Source organism: Pedobacter kyonggii (assembly GCF_004310665.1).
In the GTDB taxonomy this organism is placed as follows: domain Bacteria; phylum Bacteroidota; class Bacteroidia; order Sphingobacteriales; family Sphingobacteriaceae; genus Pedobacter; species Pedobacter kyonggii.
The window spans coordinates 43952-63363 of record NZ_SIXF01000033.1 but is presented as its reverse complement, the minus strand read 5'-3'; the positions used below and the strand labels follow the sequence as shown (position 1 = coordinate 63363).

Below are 19412 nucleotides of genomic sequence, written 5' to 3'. Positions count from 1 at the left end.
ACTAGCTATAAAGATATGATAGACTGCTTTCTAAACCTTGCTTGGGAAAACCTGCTTTAATCAGTGTGCGGCTATCTTTTAAACTGTTTATTAATAAATACTTGCGGCAAATTTAACGACCGCTAATAGGAGGATATAGCTAAGTTTTTATACTTTTATAAAAAAAAGCTTCTGAGAGGCGTTAATTTAACTAAATAGAAACCGCAAATTCTCAGGACAGGCAACTTCTTTTGCCCATAAAAAAAGAAAAAGCTTCCAAAGCCACTTGAAAAAGGGTTTTATTCATAGGAGGTTTATTTTAGGTAAAATTGTGCATCAAACTAAAAATGAACAGCACTAAAAAACCCAATTACATTCTCCCCACAATTGTTATTGCGCAGTTTCTCTGTACATCCTTGTGGTTTGCTGGCAATGCGGTATTACCTGATCTTGTTAAAAGCTTTCCAACTGAGACAAACCTGCTGGCCAACCTCACCAGCATGGTACAGTTTGGTTTCATCAGCGGAACATTAGTTTTTGCTTTCTTTGCCGTTTCCGATATTTTTTCACCCTCGAAAGTGTTCTTTATTTGCGGAATTGCAGCTGCTTTGTTTAATATGGGTATCTGTTTAGAACTACCGAATGTTCATTTATTGCTGCTTTTTCGCTTTTTAACAGGTTTTATGTTAGCTGGAATTTACCCTGTCGGCATGAAAATAGCATCCGATTACTTTAAAGACGGACTAGGAAAATCGTTAGGGTTTTTAGTTGGCGCTTTGGTTTTGGGTACTGCCTTTCCTCATCTATTAAAAACATTTACAGCAAATTTTGCTTGGCAATATGTAATCTTTGCTACTTCGGGTTTATCTCTAATTGGTGCAATTGCTATTTTATGGTTTGTGCCAAACGGTCCATTTAGAACTGCCGGACAGAAATTCGATTTCCGTTCTTGTTTTAATGGCTTTAAAAATCCTGATTTTCGATCTGCTGCTTTTGGCTATTTCGGGCACATGTGGGAACTTTATACCTTTTGGGCTTTTTTACCCGGCATGTTGCTGCTTTACAACACTAAACATGCACATGCAACTTTAAATATACCGCTGTTTTCGTTCTTAATTATCGCATCAGGAGGTCTATCTTGCATGATTGGTGGTTTGCTGTCACAAAAATTTGGTGCAAAACGGATTGCCACCATTGCCCTTTCCATTTCGGGCTTATGCTGTCTGCTCTCCCCTCTTTTTCTTTTCAGCGGCTCGGTATATCCTTTTCTTATATTTTTATTCTGCTGGGGCTTGTCTGGCACGGCCGATTCACCCTTGTTTTCTTCTTTAATTGCCAAACATGCGCCCCAAAGCTTGCGTGGAACTTCGTTAACACTGGTAAACTGTATCGGCTTTGCCATTACGATTATTAGCATCCAAGTGATTAATCTTTTGGCTAAAGAGATAAATTCCCATTATCTTTATATGCTACTGGCCATTGGCCCTATTTTGGGAATTTGGGCATTGCTAAAAAAAGCCTAATTATAGTATTAAATGAAGAAATTTCAATTGTTAATTGCCTTATTATGCCTAATAAATATACAGGCATTTGCTTGCACATGCTATGAAATAACAACAAAAGAGGCTATTAACGGTGCGCAGATTGTAATGAAGGGTACAGTTATTTCAAAAATTTTAACACATAACCTTTCTGATATAAGCACAATAAAAACCAGCGATACCACAAACATTCATTATGTAATGGCTCATAGGGTTTTAATGGCAGTGGTAAAAATCAAAGTAAACAAGCTTTACAAAGGAAAAATTTCATCAGATATTATAACAATGATCACACCGAAAATGAGCGCAAGTTGTGGTTTTAACTTTCAAATCGGCGATGAATATATTGTATATGCAACCAACCACGATACGACATTTATGTCAAACAAATTTGAAAGAAAATCAAAAGACATCAATACCTATTGGACGGATCAATGTAGCGGAACCATGCTATCTGACCAATCAGAAGAAGATCAGATAAAAAAGATATTAAAAAAACAGAAAATATAATATGAAGCCTCTTTCTCCAATTATAAAACCAGCAGAATTAACCTGGTTAAACCAAGACGATGAAATCGTAATTATCGATGCGAGCGCTGGCTCAAAAGCCAGATATGATGAACAGCATTTGGCCGGAGCACTTTTTGTAGATGTAAATAGCGATTTAGCCAATATCGGCGATTTTGCCATTGGCGGAAGGCATCCTTTGCCTACTTTCGAGCAGTTTTCGGCCGTTCTACGGCGGCTTGGTATCACAAAAGACAGTCATGTAATTATTTATGATGATAAAAACGGCGGTAACGCAGCTGCGAGGCTCTGGTGGATGCTAAAAGCCATCGGTCATGAAAAAATACAGGTAATTGATGGAGGCCTCCAGACGGCCATTAAAGCAGGCTTCCCGACTACAGATAAAGTAGAAATCCCAAAATCTGTCGAAAAATACGAAATCACAGCATGGAACTTACCGTTATCAGATATCAATGAGGTAGAAAAAGTTGCCAAAACCGACGATTACATTGTGATTGACGTGCGCGATGCCAACCGTTTTGCAGGCCTCACCGAACCTATCGATTTAATTGCAGGCCATATCCCTGGTGCGGCAAATATTCCTTATACCAAAAATTTAGATGCTACAGGTGCTTTCCTTGCGCCCGAAATATTGAAAGAAAAATATGCTGAAGCTTTGGCCCACGTTAAACCCGAAAACGTAATTGTACATTGTGGCTCGGGCATTACCGCCTGCCATACGCTACTGGCTATGGATTATGCAGGTTTACCCATTCCTAAGCTTTATGTTGGTTCCTGGAGCGAATGGAGCAGGAATAACAAGGAAATGGTTTTGGCTGATCAGTAATTTTTGTTGGTCAAGATTTGCAATCTCGACTCAATGGACGGTGGATTTACAATCCACCAAAGAACTAAAAACATTCTAAAATCGGAATTACAAATCCCGATTTTAGAGATATCTTAATCATATAACGCTTACATGAAAACATCTAGATTACTTCTCATATTTACAAGCTTAATCATAATAAACAAGGTTGCAGCTCAAAATATACCTTCCAAACAAAAACTAGGCATTGTTACGTACACTAAACAATCGAAAATTATTGATACAACTGCATTCAATAAAACGTCGTCGATATTCGCAAAGAATATGATTGATTCTTTAAAGAGCCAGCTAATAACATCGAAAATAAAATTTGGCGAAGATACTTCAGGTATTAATGCCGCTACAGAACCTTTTGAAAATTTAATGTTTCAGGAAGTTTTCAAAACAGAGACATTAGAAACACACATCGATGAATTTCAAAAAGATAAAATAGTCAATTTTGTAATAGAGGATCAAAGCAACAAAAGAGAAAGATTTAATTTTAACTATGCTGACAATCTAGTTTATAACAGCTATAATTCAGAAGAAATTGAGGACTATTTTGAAAGCGAAGAAATAATTTCCTTAAAAGAATACAAAACCGAAAATAAACTCATAAAGGGCTACAATTGCTTTAAAGTAACTTATTTGTATCGGGAAAAATTTGATGGTACGGAATTTCAAATGCCTGATATGATAATGGAAAGAGAGCTATGGGTAACAGACAAAATAATTGCTCCTTTTCATTCTATCATTAGAAGTCAACAAATACTTTCAAAATATTATCCACTCGAAATCACCGAAAAAATGAGCAAAGTAGATGGTTTTGAAACAAAATACCTGGTCGAGAACATTAGCCTCAAATAACTATTTGAGGTTGGGTAACCAATTAAACCCAATGAAACTGATTTTCAAAAAATTAGTATTTCAATTAACATTCTGAAAACCTGTCCGATTAACATCAACAATTTTTAAAAAAACATTTTTAATCTAATTATTTTATCCCTACATTTGCAGGCTAAAATTTTACAGTACTTTGAACCCACTAAAACAATTTTCATTACCGTTTACCGGATTAAAATTGGGAACTCATCAGTTTGATTATGAGCTTGATGACCGCTTTTTTAATGAATTTGAGTATTCGTTAATTAAAAGCGGAAATTTAAAAGTAGACCTGGAACTTGAGAAACAAGAGACCATGTTGCTTCTAAAATTCAAAGTTATTGGTATAGTTAATTTAGATTGCGATAAATGTTTATCTGAGTTTTCGTTGCCTGTAAATCTTTATGAAAGGCAGATTGTAAAGTTTGCTGAAGATGAACTGGAGAGCGATGATGAAGAAATTATTTCGCTAAGCCGTAAAGATACCGAGATTGATATATCTGGTCCTTTATACGAAATGATTAACGTAGCGGTACCTTATATCAAAAACTGCGAGCAGGCAGGTAAAGATTGCGATCAAGAGATGATTGACCGTTTAAATCAATTATCGATCGAGAAGCAGGCTCAAGAAAATGAACAAACAAGCGACCCACGTTGGGAAGCCCTTAATAAGTTAAAAAAATAATTAGATTATACACCAATGGCACATCCAAAACGGAAAATCTCGAAACAGAGAAAAAATAAAAGAAGAACACACTATAAAGCGGTTACTCCTTCTTTAGCAACATGCTCGGCAACAGGTGCTATTCACGTACCTCACCGTGCTTACAACGTTGATGGTAACTTATACTACAACGGCAAACTGGTTATCGAAAATACTCAGATAGGGTAATTTTCTTAAAAAATTGTTTGTGTTTTCAGCGGCTTTAGTCATACCTTAGTCAACTGAAAAATTCAGGATTACACCTGACTTAACACAAACAGATTTTTTCTATGAAAATAGGCCTCGACATAATGGGCGGAGACTATGCTCCCAAAGCAATTGTTTTGGGAGCAATAGCTGCTCATCAATCGCTTAACGCTGGAGAGCATTTAGTTCTTATTGGCGATACCGAACAGATTAAACCCATTCTTGCAGAAGAAGGTTTTAATCCAGATCATTTTGAATACGTTCATACTGATGAAGTAATTGGTATGGGCGAACATCCCACCAAAGCAATCGTTCAGAAACCAAATTCGAGCATAGCAGTTGGTTTTAACCTTTTAAAAGAAGGCAAAATCGATTCTTTCGCAAGTGCTGGTAACTCTGGAGCCATGTTGGTTGGCGCAGTTTTTAGCGTTAAAACCATTCCGGGCATTATCCGCCCTTGTTTATGTACAATTCTTCCAAAAATTAAAGGCGGCACTGGCTTACTGTTAGATGTAGGTGCTAATGCAGACTGCAAACCGGATATTTTATTACAGTTTGGTGTTTTAGGCAGTTTATATGCAGAAAATCTTTTGCAGATAAATGATCCGAAAGTTGCCCTGATAAATATTGGCGAAGAAGATGAGAAAGGAAATATGCTAAGCATGGCTACTTTCCCGTTAATGAAAGAAACCAACCTCTTCAACTTTGTTGGCAATGTGGAAGGAAGAGATTTATTTAACGATAAAGCCGATGTAATTGTGTGCGATGGTTTTACCGGAAATATAATGCTAAAATTAGCAGAATCGTTTTACGTACTTACCATCAAAAAGGGACTTAAAGATGAGTTCTTCGATCGTTTTAATTATGAACAATATGGTGGAAGTCCGGTTCTAGGCGTTAACGCTCCCGTTGTTATCGGACATGGAATTTCAAGTCCGCTGGCTGTTAAAAATATGGTTCTACAATCCAGAGAAATGATCACTACAGGATTGGTAGAAAAAATTAGAATGGCATTTAAATAATTTATTAAAATTCTTAAAATGAGTAAAATTCACGCTGCTATTACAGCAGTAAATGGTTATGTTCCCGACTATGTGCTTACAAACGCAGAGTTAGAAACCATTGTTGACACTTCGGATGAATGGATTACCAGCAGAACGGGAATTAAAGAACGTAGAATTTTAAAGGGAGAAGGTTTAGGTACTTCCGATATGGCTGTTCATGCCGTAAATGGGTTACTTAAAAAGAGGGGAATTGATGCAAAAGAAATTGAACTGATTATCTTTTGCACCACTACTCCAGATTTTACTTTCCCCGCAACAGCAAACGTTTTAGCTGATAAAATCGGTGCTACAAATGCCTGGGGTTACGATTTACAGGCAGCTTGCTCGGGCTTTATTTTCGGGCTTTCTACCGGCGCATCATTTATTGAGTCTGGAAGACATAAAAAAGTTTTAGTTGTTGGCGGCGATAAAATGTCGTCAATCATCAATTACGAAGACCGTACAACCTGTATCATTTTTGGTGATGGTTGCGGTTGTGCTTTATTAGAGCCTAATGAGGAAGGTTTCGGCATTCAGGATTCTATCCTGAGAACAGATGGCTCTGGAAGAGATTTCTTAGGCATGAAAGCAGGTGGTTCGGTTATGCCGGCAACACACGAAACTGTTGACGCAAGATTACATTTTGCACACCAGGAAGGCCCAACGGTATTCAAATTCGCCGTAACCAATATGGCCGATGTTGCTGCTGAAATTATGGAACGCAACAGCTTAACTGCTGATGATGTTGCATGGTTAGTACCTCACCAAGCCAACAAACGCATTATCGATGCTACTGCAAACCGCATGGGCGTTACCACCGATAAAGTAATGATCAATATCGAACGTTACGGAAATACAACCAACGGAACAATTCCTTTATGTTTATGGGAATGGGAAAGCAGGTTAAAAAAAGGCGATAACATCGTTCTAGCTGCATTCGGTGGTGGTTTTACCTGGGGTTCGGTATACCTTAAATGGGCTTACGACGCTAATTAGTCAGAAGTCTTTAGTCGGGAGTCCGAAGTCGGGGTTCGCTTTAAAAAAATAAAACAAAAAAAGTATAATTTAGTTAATTCAATAAACACTATTTTTTACATAACTAGCCTAAAAAATGGATATCAAACAAATACAGGAACTGATTAAATTTGTTTCTCGTTCTGGAGTAAATGAAGTTGCTATTGAGCAGGAAAACTTCAAAATCACGATCAAAACAAACCAAGCACCAACAGTTGTGCATGCTACCGTACCACAGGCTCCGCTTGTACAGGCTGCTGCCCCCGTTGCTACAGCTCCTACTGCTCCAAATGCAGCAACACCTGCTGTACCGGCTGCAGAAGACACCTCAAAATACATTACTATTAAATCGCCAATGATTGGTACATTCTACCGTTCAGCTAGTCCAGACAAACCAATGTTTGTTAATGTTGGCGATGAAATTAGCACTGGTAAAGTAGTTTGTATTATCGAGGCAATGAAGCTTTTCAACGAAATCGAAAGTGAAGTTTCTGGCCGTATCGTTAAAATCTTGGTTGATAATGCATCACCGGTAGAATACGATCAACCGTTATTTTTAGTAGAACCTATTTAGAAGCTGATTTCACAGATTAATTTGATTTACAGATTATTGATGAGGCCACTAAAATCGGTGTAATCATATAATCGGTGTAATCATCAATTAAAAAAATTATGTTTAAAAAAATACTAATTGCCAACAGGGGTGAAATCGCTTTGCGTATTATCCGTACCTGTAAGGAAATGGGCATCAAAACGGTTGCTGTTTACTCTACCGCAGATCGCGAAAGTTTACACGTACGTTTTGCTGATGAGGCTGTTTGTATTGGTCCCCCTCCTAGTAAAGATTCTTATTTAAATATTCCAAATATTATCTCGGCTGCAGAATTAACTAATGCCGATGCCATACACCCTGGTTATGGTTTCCTATCAGAAAATGCTAAGTTTTCTAACATCTGCCGCGAATACAACATCAAATTTATTGGTGCAACTCCAGAGCAGATCAATGGAATGGGCGATAAAGCCTCTGCCAAAGAAACCATGAAAATTGCCGGTGTACCAACTATTCCAGGATCTGAAGGTTTGCTTACCAGTGTTAAAGAAGGTATTGCAATTGCGAATGAAATGGGCTACCCTGTTATTCTAAAAGCAACCGCCGGTGGTGGTGGCCGTGGCATGCGGGTAGTTTGGAAAGACGAAGATTTCGAAAATGCATGGGATAGTGCCCGTCAGGAATCTGGTGCAGCTTTTGGTAACGATGGTTTATATTTAGAAAAATATATTGAAGATCCACGTCACATCGAGATCCAGATTATCGGAGATCAGTTTGGCAAAGCCTGTCACTTATCAGAACGCGATTGTTCAATCCAACGCCGTCACCAGAAACTGGTAGAGGAATCTCCTTCTCCTTTTATGACAGATGAACTCCGTGTAAGAATGGGCGAAGCAGCTATTAAAGGTGCAATGGCCGTAAATTACGAAGGTGCTGGTACAATCGAATTTTTGGTTGATAAACACCGTAACTTCTACTTTATGGAAATGAACACCCGTATCCAGGTAGAGCATCCGGTTACGGAAGAAGTAATCAACTTCGATTTAATCAAAGAACAGATTAAAGTTGCTGCGGGAATTCCAATTTCGGGTAAAAACTACTTCCCTGATATGCACGCAATCGAGTGCCGTATCAATGCAGAAGATCCAGCAAATAATTTCCGTCCATCACCAGGAAGAATCACCAATTTCCACTCTCCGGGTGGCCATGGTGTTCGTGTTGATACACATGTTTATGCAGGATATTCAATTCCTTCCAACTATGATTCAATGATTGCAAAATTAATCTGTGTGGCACAAACACGTGAAGAAGCAATCTGTACCATGGAACGTGCATTAGGCGAATTTGTAATTGAAGGTGTAAAAACAACCATTCCTTTCCATCTGCAGTTGATGAAAGATCCTAATTTCAGGGCAGGAAATTTCACTACGAAATTTATGGAAACGTTCGAATTTTCGGAATAATAAAAGTATTTCTATACTTAATAATACAAGAAGGCTATTCAAATAATTTGGATAGCCTTTTTATTGTTTTAGATTTCAGTTACCGTGATATAAGTACCTGATAATTAATATTTACCGAACAGTGTAGCGTTTAATTAACCACATACGTTTAATATTTAAACACTCCAAATTATGAAAAAAAATCTAATTAACGCACTACTCCTCCTACTTGTTTTCGCTGTATTTACAGGATGCAAAAAAGACGAGTATGAAATGATAAAGATTGTAAAAATGATTTCGGTTCAGCAAATGAGGGCTTTACCTGTAGGTATGACAAAAGCTATTCCTGCCAAAAAAACCGGAAAAATATACATTTATAACGATTATCTTTTTATTAATGAACCAAATGAAGGTATTCATATTTACAACAATGCTAATCCGGGTGCTCCTGTTAACGTGGGTTTTCTACAAATTCCGGGAAATGTGGATTTAGCGATCCACAACAATATCCTTTACGCCGACAATTTTATCGATTTGCTGGCTTTTGACATCTCAAATATCAGCAATATCAAACAAGTTAAGAGAGTAACCGATGTTTTCAATCAGTTCTATTTGCCAGGTGCTCAAAAGTATCTTTACACCTATAAAGATACCCTGGTAAAGAAAGAAACTTACAAGGAAAAGAAATATTACGATGCCGCCGCTTACAGCAACAACTCTTCTTCTGGGCAAGGTGGTTCGATGGCCAGATTTACCTTAATGAATGACTATTTGTATACTGTTGGCATGAATAATTTAAGCCTGTTTGACGTTAAGACTGCATCGAACCCAACTTTTTTAAAGGCTATCCCTTTAGGTTGGGGTGTCGAGACCATCTTTCCATACGAAAATAAATTATTTATAGGTACCAATAGGGGTATGCACATTTTTAGTGCTACCGATCCGGCTAATCCCGTACAACTATCTACTTACAGCCATATTTTTGCCTGCGACCCTGTTGTTGTACAAGGCAAATATGCTTACGTTACCTTACGCACAGGCAATATGTGCAGGCAAGCAAGCAATCAGTTGGAAATTGTAGATATAGAAGATCCCACCAAGCCGAAACAGATTGCAGTTTACCCTATGCAAAACCCACACGGCCTAAGCACCAGTGGCAATAATTTGTTTCTCTGCGAAGGCAATTATGGAATAAAGAGCTTCAATATTACCGATAAAACCAAAATAGGCGACAACATGTTGCAGCATTTGAGTAATATTAAAAGCTTTGATGTTATTGCTGGCCCTAAATCTTTAATCGTAACAGGAGAAGATGGTGTATATCAATTTAATTATAACAATGCTGCAAATTTAAAGCAACTGAGTATAATTAAAGGGCACCGTTAAAACTACTGTTATAGCTTCTTTCTATTTTTGCAGTCATTTCTCATAATAATATAAACTATTTCTATATTTAACACGTAAATACCATTCTATTCAAATAGAATGGTATTTTTGTTTTCAACATGAGCGACACTAAAAAAACTTCACTTACAAAAGCTATCGGACAAAAGAGCACCACATTAGAAGCAGAAATGTCTTTTTTTGATCACCTGGATGTTCTCCGTAAACATTTAATCAGGGCCGTAATTGCCATTGCCGTTTTTACCGGTATTGCTTTTTACTTCAACGAATTCATTTTAGACAAAATCATATTTGGCCCAAAAAAGCCCGATTTCTGGACTTACAGGATGATGTGCAAACTGGTAGAAAAATTTCCTTCACTTGGTGCAGATATGTGTATCACCAAAATTAATGGAGAGATTATTAACACCGAAATGGCCGGTCAGTTTAACCTTCAGTTAAATGTTTGCGTAATGTGTGGTATTGTGGTTGGTTTCCCGTATTTGTTGTGGGAAATCTGGCGTTTTATTAAACCAGCATTACACGAAAATGAGCGTAAATCGGCAAGTGGTTTCGTGTTCTTCGCTTCGGTACTTTTCGTTGTCGGTATCTTTTTTGGCTACTTTATAGTTTGTCCGTTATCGGTTAACTTTTTAACAGGTTATACCGTTAGTGCCGAAATCAAAAATACATTCACAGTTGATTCGTATCTATCATCTGTTGCAACTTTAACTTTAGGCACAGGGATTATCTTCGAACTTCCGGTTATTATTTTCGTGCTTTCGAAACTTGGGTTGATGACACCAAAACTAATGAGATCAAGCAGAAGGTATGCCGCGGTTATTATTCTAATTATTGCTGCTATAGTTACGCCAACGCCTGATATTATGACGATGCTAATTGTAGCTACGCCATTGTTCTTACTTTATGAGCTGAGTATTTTTGTTTCGGCCTATATAGAAAAAAAGAAGAAAAAGGCTGATGCTGCTTTTTACGCTAACTAACAAAAACATTACGAATAGATTTTATAATTCTCTATAAATTTGACAATGTCTGATACAAAAATTAAAATTGCTATTGGAGCGGATCACGCTGGGTTTGAATACAAAGAAATATTAAAAGATTTTTTACAGGATTATGAAGTAAAAGATTTTGGCACTTACTCAGAAAACTCTGTTGATTATCCAGATTTCGCCCATCCGGTTGCTGCTGCTGTAGAAAATGGAGAATTTACCTACGGGATTTTACTTTGTGGATCGGCAAACGGTGTAGCCATCACCGCGAACAAACATCAGCACATCAGAGCAGGTTTATGTTGGGAGAATGAAGTTGCTTCTTTAGTCCGCAAGCACAATAACGCAAACGTTTTGTGTATACCTGCCAGATTTGTTTCGGAAGAACTGGCTAAAGAGATTACCACAACCTTTTTAACAACTGAATTTGAGGGCGGGCGCCACCAGAACAGGGTTGAAAAGATTTCGTGCTAACAAGAAACTTAACTAACTATTATCATAATGAACAAAAAGTTTTTAACCCTTGGTTTAGTATCATTTGTTACCGCAAGTTGCTTTAGCCAGGTAAAGCCCCTTATACCAAATAAGGATGCAATAAAATTCAGCAAGGCCGTTAATCCTGAAAATGCCTACAAACACCTTTCTGTATTGGCTTCTGATGAATACGAAGGTCGCGAAACAGGAACGAAAGGCGCTTGGATGGCTGCTGATTATATCCGCGATTATTTCAAATCTTTAGGCTTAAAAGCCCCTGTAAATGGTAGTTATTTCCAAAAAATCGATTTGGTTAACGTTACCTTAAAAGAAAGCCATTTAACGGTTAACGGTCAGCCTAAAGAATACCAGAAAGATTATTTAGTATCTCCTAGCCTAATCAGCGATCAAGGTTTTACTTTCTCAGCCGACGAACTTGTATTTATTGGTTATGGTTTAAAGAAAGACAACTATAACGATTTTACAGGTACCGATATTAAAGGGAAAGTGGTTATCATGTTCAATGGTGGCGATCCAACCGTAAAACCGGGTACAAGAATTGATAGAGCAGCTTATCGTGCTACGCTTGAAGCAAGGGCAAAGTATTTTGCAGAAAATAATGTGAAAGCAATTATCCTGATCGACCCAGCAGTTGATAGAATAACTGAAAACACTAAGGAAACCCTTAAAAAAGGCAAGGTAATGGTGAAAACCAATGCTGCTATCGAAGCTCAAAAGCAAAACGATATTCCACGCATTTCGATATCTGTTGCTTTGGCAAACGAGCTGTTAAAGGCATCGAACACTACCGTGGCTGATCTGCAAAAGAAAATAGTAGATAGTCAGGCCCCTTCCTCACAAGTATTAAATGTGCCTTTTTCTGCAAGTGCTGCAAAAACAGAAACACCAGTTAGATGCGAGAACGTTCTGGGTTATTTAGAAGGTTCTGATCCGGTACTTAAAAAAGAAGTTTTAATCCTTACAGGTCACTATGACCATATTGGACTGGAAACAGATCCAAATGCAAAAGACAAAGTGAACAACGGAGCAGATGATGATGGATCGGGAACTACAGGCGTTTTATTAATGGCAAAAGCATTTACAGATGCTAAAAAAGCTGGAAAAGGCGCTAAACGCAGCATCCTTTTCATGACTGTTGTTGGCGAAGAAAAAGGACTTTGGGGTTCTGAATGGTACTCGGAGCACCCTGTTTTCCCTATCGAAAATACCATTGCTGATTTAAATACCGATATGATTGGCCGTACTGGCGAAGAATATCTAGGTACGCCAGATTCGGCAAATTATATCTACTCTGTAGGTTCAAGAATGTTGAGTAGTGATTTGGCTAACTTAAGTGAGCAGGTTAATGCAACCTATACCAAAATGAAACTGGATTATAAATACGATGATCCAAAAGATCCTGAGCAGATTTATTACCGTTCAGATCATTATAACTTTGCTAAATTGGGTATTCCAATTATCTTCTATTATGATGGCATGTTACAACAAGACTACCACAAACCTGGTGATGAAGTAAGCAAAATTAATTTCCCGCTTTTAACGAAAAGAGCTAAGCTAACCTACTATACCGCATGGGAGCTTGCCAACAGAGCAAAACGCCCGGCAGTAGACATGGACGGAAAAGGAAATCCAAAGAAATAATAATTCAAAATACTTAGCCCCGATAAAATGTCGGGGCTTTTTTATGCACAATACCTTTTCGCGCCTGCATAAATTCCTATCTTTGATGTTATAACGAAGTGGCTAAAAACTAAAATCAGTTAATATTCGTTACCCTATTACAAAATAACTATTGATGAATATTGCCGAGGAATTTTTAGAGAAATCAGACGAGAAAGCTTTCGATCTACCGCATCGTAAAACCATAAATTATAATATTGGGAAATACAATGCAGCCGTTGAACGGGGCTTATCAAAATTCGAAAATTTAGAGGCATCCAAAAAAAAGGCACATGTAATCAAATGGCGTGTGATGGAAAACCTTGATAAATTCTTACCAGAATTCGAATCAAATTTCCAACGCCGTGGTGGTAAGGTAATCTGGGCCAATGATGCCGAAGAAGCCCAACAGGAAATCCTCAACATCATCAAAAGAAACAACGGCAAAACGGTTATCAAATCAAAATCGATGACTACCGAAGAAATCCACTTAAACGATTTCCTGGAAAAGAACAACATCGAATCTTTAGAAAGTGATCTGGGCGAATATATTGTTCAATTGCTTGGGCAGGCTCCGTACCATATTGTTACACCGGCCATGCACCTAAGCGCAACAGATATCGCGCAGTTATTTCACGATAAATTTGATACACCTATCGATGCTACTCCTCCACAGCTGGTACAAAAAGCAAGAGAATTACTCCGCGATAAATACCTTACAGCTGATATTGGTATTAGTGGCGGAAATTTTTTAATTGCCGATACTGGAAGTATTGCCCTAACGGAGAACGAAGGAAATGCACGTTTAAGCACCACTTTCCCTAAAATCCATATTGCTATAGTAGGTATCGAAAAGGTGATTCCCTCTATGGCTGATCTTGATCTGTTCTGGCCTCTACTGGCATCGCATGGAACGGGGCAAAACTTAACGGTTTATAATACCATTTTAAGTGGTCCACGCCAACCCAATGAAACAGATGGACCAGAGGAAATGTATGTAATCTTGTTAGACAATGGCCGTACCAACTTATTGGCTCAAAAAGATCAAAGGCAGGGTTTGTACTGCATCCGTTGTGGTGCCTGTTTAAATGCTTGCCCGGTTTATAAAAATATTGGTGGCCATACTTATAATACAACCTATAGTGGCCCAATCGGTTCGGTTATTACCCCGCATTTAAAGGGCATGGAAGAGTTTAAACATTTAAGCTATGCCTCAAGCCTTTGCGGAAAATGTTCGGAAGTGTGCCCGGTAAAAATCGATATTCACAAAATGCTCTTACTTAACCGTAGAGATGCCGCTGCAGGGCACGAAAATGGCAAAAAAGAAGAAATTGGCTGGAGCATGTTCAGCAGAATGATGCAAAAACGCAAATGGATGGATTTCTTTGGTGGAAAGTTTAAAAACTTTATGCTCAAAAGCTTCTTCAAGAAGAGCTGGGGCAAATACCGGGAGATGCCTAAAGTTGCCGATAAATCTTTTGCTAAACAATGGGAAGAATTGAAAAAAAATAAGGAGTCTTAAATCAGGGCTCATTAGTCAAAATAACCAGATATGCAATTTAACAGAGGTGATAAAGACGACAAGTTCTTATTGAACTTATACAGAAGATTGCTTTACCCTCGGATGGTTGAAGACAAAATGCTCAAGCTGCTGCGTCAGGGTAGGATTGGCAAATGGTTTTCGGGCATTGGCCAGGAAGCAATAGCTGTTGGTAGCACCTTAGCCATGCAAAGCGATGAGTACATTTTACCCATGCACCGTAATTTAGGCGTTTTTACCTCGCGTGATATTCCTTTAAAAAAATTAATGGCCCAATGGCAAGGCAAAATTACCGGCTTCACCAAAGGCCGCGACCGCTCTTTCCATTTCGGCACACAAGAATATAAAATAATTGGGATGATATCCCACTTGGGGCCACAAATGGCTTTAGCAGATGGTATTGCTCTTGCCGATGTTTTAGCCAATAAACAGCACGCCACATTAGTTTACACCGGAGAGGGGGCAACCAGTGAAGGCGATTTCCACGAAGCCGTAAATGTTGCTGCAGTTTGGAACCTTCCTGTTATTTTTTTAATCGAAAATAATGGATATGGTCTCTCCACTCCAAAGTCAGAGCAGTTCAGGTGCAAAAATCTGGTTGATAAGGCCATTGGTTATGGCGTGGAAGGTATTCAGATAGATGGAAATAATATTCTAGAAGTTTATAATACCATTAACCAGTTGACCATGGAAATTCGAAAAGATCCAAGACCGGTTTTGGTAGAGTGCCTTACTTTCAGGATGCGTGGACATGAAGAAGCATCGGGCACTAAATATGTTCCGCAAGAACTGTTTGACGAGTGGGAAAAGAAAGATCCGTTAAGTAATTACGAAGCCTATTTAATTGAGCAAGGTGTTTTAACCTCAGATTCAATTGTCGATATTAAAATCCAGGTTAAAAGAGACATCGAGCTGGAAGTTGAAGAAGCTTTTAACGAGGATGAGCCCATTGCTAATGCCGACCAGGAACAGGCAGATATGTATTTTCCTTATCAACAAGATGTTGTCCAACCTAGTCAAACTTCATCAACAGAAAAAAGGTATTTAGATGCAATAACCGATGGATTAGACTTAGCCATGCAAAAGTATCCTAACCTGGTTTTAATGGGGCAGGATATTGCAGATTATGGCGGGGCTTTTAAAATTACAGATGGTTTTACTGCTAAATATGGCAAAAGCAGAGTCCGCAATACCCCTATTTGCGAATCGGCCATTGTGGGGGCAGGTTTAGGCCTATCCATAAATGGCTATAAAGCTGTTGTAGAAATGCAGTTTGCAGATTTCGTAACTGTAGGATTTAATCAGATTGTGAATAATCTCGCCAAAACACATTATCGTTGGGGCGAAATGGCCGATGTGGTGGTACGTATGCCCACAGGTGCCGGAACAGGGGCTGGACCATTCCATTCACAAAGCAATGAAGCCTGGTTTACCAAAACACCGGGTTTAAAAATTGTTTATCCGGCTTTCCCTGAAGATGCGAAAGGCTTATTGCTGGCTTCAATCGAAGATCCAAATCCAGTACTTTATTTCGAACACAAATACTTATACAGAAGTTTAACTGCTCCTGTTCCAGATGGTTATTACACAACAGAAATTGGCAAAGCAGTTAGGCTTGCCGAAGGAAGTAAATTCGCTATCATTACTTATGGGCTTGGTGTGCACTGGGCTTTAGATTACCTGAAGCAATATCCAGAAAGCGATGCCACGTTAATTGATCTGCGCACGCTTCAGCCCTGGGATAAAGAAGCTGTAAACGCAGCGGTTAAAGTAACAGGAAGGGTTTTAATTTTGCATGAGGATACTTTAACAAACGGTTTTGGCGCCGAACTATCTGCCTGGATTGGAGAGCATTGTTTCTCTTACCTCGATGCGCCTGTAATGCGTTGTGCAAGCTTAGATACGGCAATTCCAATGAGCAAAGTATTGGAAGAAGATTTTTTAGCTAAAGCAAGATTAGCAGAAACGATTGATAAATTATTGAAATATTAAATAGTTTTGCCACGGAGACACAGAAATCACGGAGAACATTAATTATTAATGCTGTGCCAATCCGTGTTTCCGTGGCTAATTTATATAAACAGCATGAGCAATTTTAAAGTCGAAGGGAATATCATCAACATCACAAAGCGAAATATTTTCTTTGGCGAAGTAGCCGTTGAGGATGGAAAAATAAAATCAATCTCTAAAATTTCTGAACAGCAAGAAGGTGCTCATTTTATCTCACCAGGCTTTATCGATAGCCATGTGCATATCGAAAGCAGCATGTTAATTCCAAGTGAATTTGCGCGACTGGCGGTTGTTCATGGAACGGTATCAACCATTAGCGATCCACACGAAATTGCCAACGTTTGTGGTATGGAAGGTGTAGAATTTATGATTAAAAATGGCAATACCGTCCCTTTTAAATTTAATTTTGGTGCCCCAAGCTGTGTTCCAGCTACCATTTTTGAGACGGCTGGCGCTGAATTGGATCATGATGATGTAAAATCACTTTTAGAACGTCCGGAAATAAAATACCTGAGTGAAATGATGAATTTCCCTGGCGTACTTTATAAAGATGAAGAGGTTTTAAAAAAGATTGCTGCCGCTCATGACCTCGGTAAACCTGTTGATGGACATGCCCCGGGCTTACGTGGCGATGCTGTTCAACAATACATCAATGCCGGAATTTCTACTGATCACGAATGTTTTACCGCAGATGAAGCGCTGGATAAATTACAGCGTGGCATGAAAATCCTTATCCGAGAAGGAAGCGCAGCCAAAAATTTTGAGGCGTTGATCGATCTATTGAATGACTGGCCCGAAATGATGATGTTCTGCAGCGATGATAAACATCCTGATAGTTTAGTCGAAAACCATATTAATCAGCTCTGTGCAAGGGCAGTAGAAAAAGGGATCAATATATTCAATATACTGCGGGCAGCCTGCATCAACCCTATCCTTCACTATAAATTAGATGTTGGCTCACTTCAGATCAATGATGATGCAGATTTTATTATAATAGAAGATTTAAAAAACTTCAGGGTTAAACAAACCTATATTGATGGATTGTTGCTTGCTGAAAATGGCACGGTGGTAGGCGATTGGGTAAAACATGTCGAAGATCGCGAATCGGTAAACCATTTCGATTGCAGTTTGAAAAAGGAAGAAGATTTTATTTATCCATTCAGCGGACAAAAAGAAATTCCAGTTATTGAAGCATTGGATGGACAATTGATTACGAACAGAATATCCGCAAAACCGAAAGTTTTAAATCAGAATGTTATTAGTGATCTGGAAAACGATATTTTGAAAATGGTAGTGGTAAACCGTTATCATGATGCACCTATTGCTGTTTCATTTGTAAAAAACTTTGGCTTAAAACTGGGTGCCATTGCATCAAGTGTTGCACATGATAGTCATAACATTATTGCTGTTGGTGTAGATGACAAAAGCATCTGTGAAGCCGTAAATCTGGTAATTAATGAAACCGGTGGTGTAGTGGCAGTGGGCAGTGGGAAAAAAGAAGTTTTAGCTTTACCGGTAGCAGGTTTAATGAGTAACCATAACGGTTATCAGGTTGCAGAAAGTTATACTTCAATAGATCAATTTGCAAAGGATTTGGGTTCTACTCTACTCGCCCCCTTCATGACGCTTTCTTTTATGGCCTTATTAGTGATTCCGCACTTAAAACTAAGCGATAAAGGTTTATTTGATGGGGATGAGTTTAAGTTTGTGTAGCTGATTTGTCATTCTGAGCGCAGCGAAGAATCTGTTTACTATTGACACTTCAAATGACATTAATCTAAAGTATCTTCAAACGCAAAATGTAATTGCAGAGCGATTTGCAAAAGATTCTTCATTGCATTCAGAATGACAGCAAATTAATCTTATTCCATCACAAAAACCTCTGCCAAAGGATTAAACAGATATAACCTTTTATCATCCAAACAGATACATCGGTACCGCTTCCTGATCCGTTCGCCTTTGGTAAAACGCCGGCCATCTTTAATTTTAAAAGTGGTATTAATCGGCAATTGCTCTAAATGTAAGGTCTCTGTTTTATTGCTATCGTATTTTTTTAAGGCCCGCGATAAATGCAGATCAGAACAGCTTGATGCCGCTGGATTAGACATATAATTATCAATCGCTTTGTGGATATCGGCTGGAAAGATATTCAGTTCAAAAAAGGGAACCATCATCCGCTGAAAGTTCTTCTTCCATTCAGTGCCATGTGGTTTTACTTTATTCTTGAAATCGTTCCAGGTGAGCAAATGTGCAAACTCATGTACTGTGGTAACCAAAAAAGCGTAATGGTTGAGATTAAAATTAACAGAAATGCGATGCCCTTTGCCCTGATAAGGATGGCGGTAATCGCCCAGTTTTGTAGAGCGGGTTTTGGCAATCTTAAATTCACATTGAAAATAATCAATCCACTTTGCAATTAGCGGTGCCGCTGGTTCGGGCATGTACTGCGCTAAAACTTTAACCTTTTCCACGGATGCTAAGATAAAAAATTTTAAGGTTTAACCACAAAGGGCAAAAGTATTTACGTAGAAAACAGAATTAATATTAGTTTTACCACAGAGATTCACTGAGTTTGCACA

General features: G+C 38.4%; 18 protein-coding genes. 17 read left to right on the top strand and 1 reads right to left on the bottom strand.

The annotated features are described in order from the left end of the window. Positions 1-326 precede the first annotated feature (326 nt). The 17 genes from EYS08_RS22080 to ade all read left to right on the top strand — a co-directional run bounded on the left by EYS08_RS22080 (position 327) and on the right by ade (position 18546). Positions 327-1502, top strand: a complete 1176-nt coding sequence (locus EYS08_RS22080; protein WP_131032138.1) for an MFS transporter — start codon at positions 327-329, stop codon at positions 1500-1502. A gap of 12 nt (positions 1503-1514) precedes the next feature. After that, positions 1515-2030 (top strand): hypothetical protein, encoded by a 516-nt coding sequence (locus EYS08_RS22075; protein WP_131032137.1) that lies wholly within the window; start codon positions 1515-1517, stop codon positions 2028-2030. Between the two features lies 1 nt (position 2031). Continuing rightward, on the top strand, positions 2032-2874 hold the full coding sequence (locus EYS08_RS22070) for a sulfurtransferase (RefSeq protein ID WP_131032136.1): 843 nt from the start codon (positions 2032-2034) through the stop codon (positions 2872-2874). Positions 2875-3006: 132 nt separating this feature from the next. Further along, positions 3007-3759: a hypothetical protein gene (locus EYS08_RS22065; protein ID WP_131032135.1), complete on the top strand. Its 753-nt coding sequence runs from the start codon at positions 3007-3009 to the stop codon at positions 3757-3759. 169 nt (positions 3760-3928) lie between these two features. Further along, on the top strand, positions 3929-4459 hold the full coding sequence (locus tag EYS08_RS22060; protein WP_131032134.1) for a YceD family protein: 531 nt from the start codon (positions 3929-3931) through the stop codon (positions 4457-4459). A gap of 15 nt (positions 4460-4474) precedes the next feature. Beyond that, positions 4475-4666 carry a 50S ribosomal protein L32 gene (gene rpmF, locus EYS08_RS22055; RefSeq protein ID WP_025143959.1) on the top strand — a complete coding sequence of 64 codons (192 nt, stop codon included), beginning with the start codon at positions 4475-4477 and terminating at the stop codon, positions 4664-4666. 101 nt (positions 4667-4767) lie between these two features. After that, positions 4768-5706 carry a phosphate acyltransferase PlsX gene (plsX, locus tag EYS08_RS22050; protein ID WP_029274150.1) on the top strand — a complete coding sequence of 313 codons (939 nt, stop codon included), beginning with the start codon at positions 4768-4770 and terminating at the stop codon, positions 5704-5706. Positions 5707-5724: 18 nt separating this feature from the next. Beyond that, entirely contained in the window at positions 5725-6723 is a 999-nt protein-coding gene (locus tag EYS08_RS22045; RefSeq protein ID WP_131032133.1) for a beta-ketoacyl-ACP synthase III, read from the top strand. 115 nt (positions 6724-6838) lie between these two features. After that, a complete protein-coding gene (gene accB / locus EYS08_RS22040) occupies positions 6839-7315 on the top strand; it encodes an acetyl-CoA carboxylase biotin carboxyl carrier protein (protein ID WP_029274148.1) in 477 nt (158 codons plus the stop codon). Positions 7316-7413: 98 nt separating this feature from the next. After that, positions 7414-8754: an acetyl-CoA carboxylase biotin carboxylase subunit gene (gene accC / locus EYS08_RS22035; RefSeq protein WP_029274147.1), complete on the top strand. Its 1341-nt coding sequence runs from the start codon at positions 7414-7416 to the stop codon at positions 8752-8754. A 171-nt stretch (positions 8755-8925) separates the two neighbouring features. After that, positions 8926-10119, top strand: a complete 1194-nt coding sequence (locus EYS08_RS22030) for an LVIVD repeat-containing protein (RefSeq protein ID WP_131032132.1) — start codon at positions 8926-8928, stop codon at positions 10117-10119. Between the two features lie 119 nt (positions 10120-10238). Then, the gene (tatC, locus tag EYS08_RS22025) at positions 10239-11120 is read left to right on the top strand and encodes a twin-arginine translocase subunit TatC (RefSeq protein WP_131032131.1); all 882 of its coding nucleotides are present in this window, start codon (positions 10239-10241) and stop codon (positions 11118-11120) included. A gap of 45 nt (positions 11121-11165) precedes the next feature. Further along, complete coding sequence (rpiB, locus tag EYS08_RS22020) at positions 11166-11603, top strand: ribose 5-phosphate isomerase B (protein WP_057931793.1); 438 nt, start codon at positions 11166-11168, stop codon at positions 11601-11603. Between the two features lie 27 nt (positions 11604-11630). Beyond that, on the top strand, positions 11631-13265 hold the full coding sequence (locus EYS08_RS22015) for a M28 family peptidase (protein WP_131032130.1): 1635 nt from the start codon (positions 11631-11633) through the stop codon (positions 13263-13265). A gap of 154 nt (positions 13266-13419) precedes the next feature. Further along, positions 13420-14805 (top strand): LutB/LldF family L-lactate oxidation iron-sulfur protein, encoded by a 1386-nt coding sequence (locus tag EYS08_RS22010; RefSeq protein WP_131032129.1) that lies wholly within the window; start codon positions 13420-13422, stop codon positions 14803-14805. Positions 14806-14835: 30 nt separating this feature from the next. Then, on the top strand, positions 14836-16815 hold the full coding sequence (locus tag EYS08_RS22005) for an alpha-ketoacid dehydrogenase subunit alpha/beta (RefSeq protein ID WP_131032128.1): 1980 nt from the start codon (positions 14836-14838) through the stop codon (positions 16813-16815). Between the two features lie 93 nt (positions 16816-16908). Continuing rightward, on the top strand, positions 16909-18546 hold the full coding sequence (gene ade, locus EYS08_RS22000; protein ID WP_131032127.1) for an adenine deaminase: 1638 nt from the start codon (positions 16909-16911) through the stop codon (positions 18544-18546). Positions 18547-18695: 149 nt separating this feature from the next. Here ade and EYS08_RS21995 read toward each other — a convergent pair whose 3' ends face one another. Next, a complete protein-coding gene (locus EYS08_RS21995) occupies positions 18696-19304 on the bottom strand; it encodes a SprT-like domain-containing protein (RefSeq protein WP_244216017.1) in 609 nt (202 codons plus the stop codon). Between the last annotated feature and the right edge of the window lie 108 nt (positions 19305-19412).

Bases quoted from the DNA above. Each gene is read 5' to 3' on its own strand.
- EYS08_RS22080 (WP_131032138.1), top strand. From the start codon at position 327: ATGAACAGCACTAAAAAACCCAATTACATTCTCCCCACAATTGTTATT.
- EYS08_RS22075 (WP_131032137.1), top strand. From the start codon at position 1,515: ATGAAGAAATTTCAATTGTTAATTGCCTTATTATGCCTAATAAATATA.
- EYS08_RS22070 (WP_131032136.1), top strand. From the start codon at position 2,032: ATGAAGCCTCTTTCTCCAATTATAAAACCAGCAGAATTAACCTGGTTA.
- EYS08_RS22065 (WP_131032135.1), top strand. From the start codon at position 3,007: ATGAAAACATCTAGATTACTTCTCATATTTACAAGCTTAATCATAATA.
- rpmF (WP_025143959.1), top strand. From the start codon at position 4,475: ATGGCACATCCAAAACGGAAAATCTCGAAACAGAGAAAAAATAAAAGA.
- plsX (WP_029274150.1), top strand. From the start codon at position 4,768: ATGAAAATAGGCCTCGACATAATGGGCGGAGACTATGCTCCCAAAGCA.
- EYS08_RS22045 (WP_131032133.1), top strand. From the start codon at position 5,725: ATGAGTAAAATTCACGCTGCTATTACAGCAGTAAATGGTTATGTTCCC.
- accB (WP_029274148.1), top strand. From the start codon at position 6,839: ATGGATATCAAACAAATACAGGAACTGATTAAATTTGTTTCTCGTTCT.
- accC (WP_029274147.1), top strand. From the start codon at position 7,414: ATGTTTAAAAAAATACTAATTGCCAACAGGGGTGAAATCGCTTTGCGT.
- EYS08_RS22030 (WP_131032132.1), top strand. From the start codon at position 8,926: ATGAAAAAAAATCTAATTAACGCACTACTCCTCCTACTTGTTTTCGCT.
- tatC (WP_131032131.1), top strand. From the start codon at position 10,239: ATGAGCGACACTAAAAAAACTTCACTTACAAAAGCTATCGGACAAAAG.
- rpiB (WP_057931793.1), top strand. From the start codon at position 11,166: ATGTCTGATACAAAAATTAAAATTGCTATTGGAGCGGATCACGCTGGG.
- EYS08_RS22015 (WP_131032130.1), top strand. From the start codon at position 11,631: ATGAACAAAAAGTTTTTAACCCTTGGTTTAGTATCATTTGTTACCGCA.
- EYS08_RS22010 (WP_131032129.1), top strand. From the start codon at position 13,420: ATGAATATTGCCGAGGAATTTTTAGAGAAATCAGACGAGAAAGCTTTC.
- EYS08_RS22005 (WP_131032128.1), top strand. From the start codon at position 14,836: ATGCAATTTAACAGAGGTGATAAAGACGACAAGTTCTTATTGAACTTA.
- ade (WP_131032127.1), top strand. From the start codon at position 16,909: ATGAGCAATTTTAAAGTCGAAGGGAATATCATCAACATCACAAAGCGA.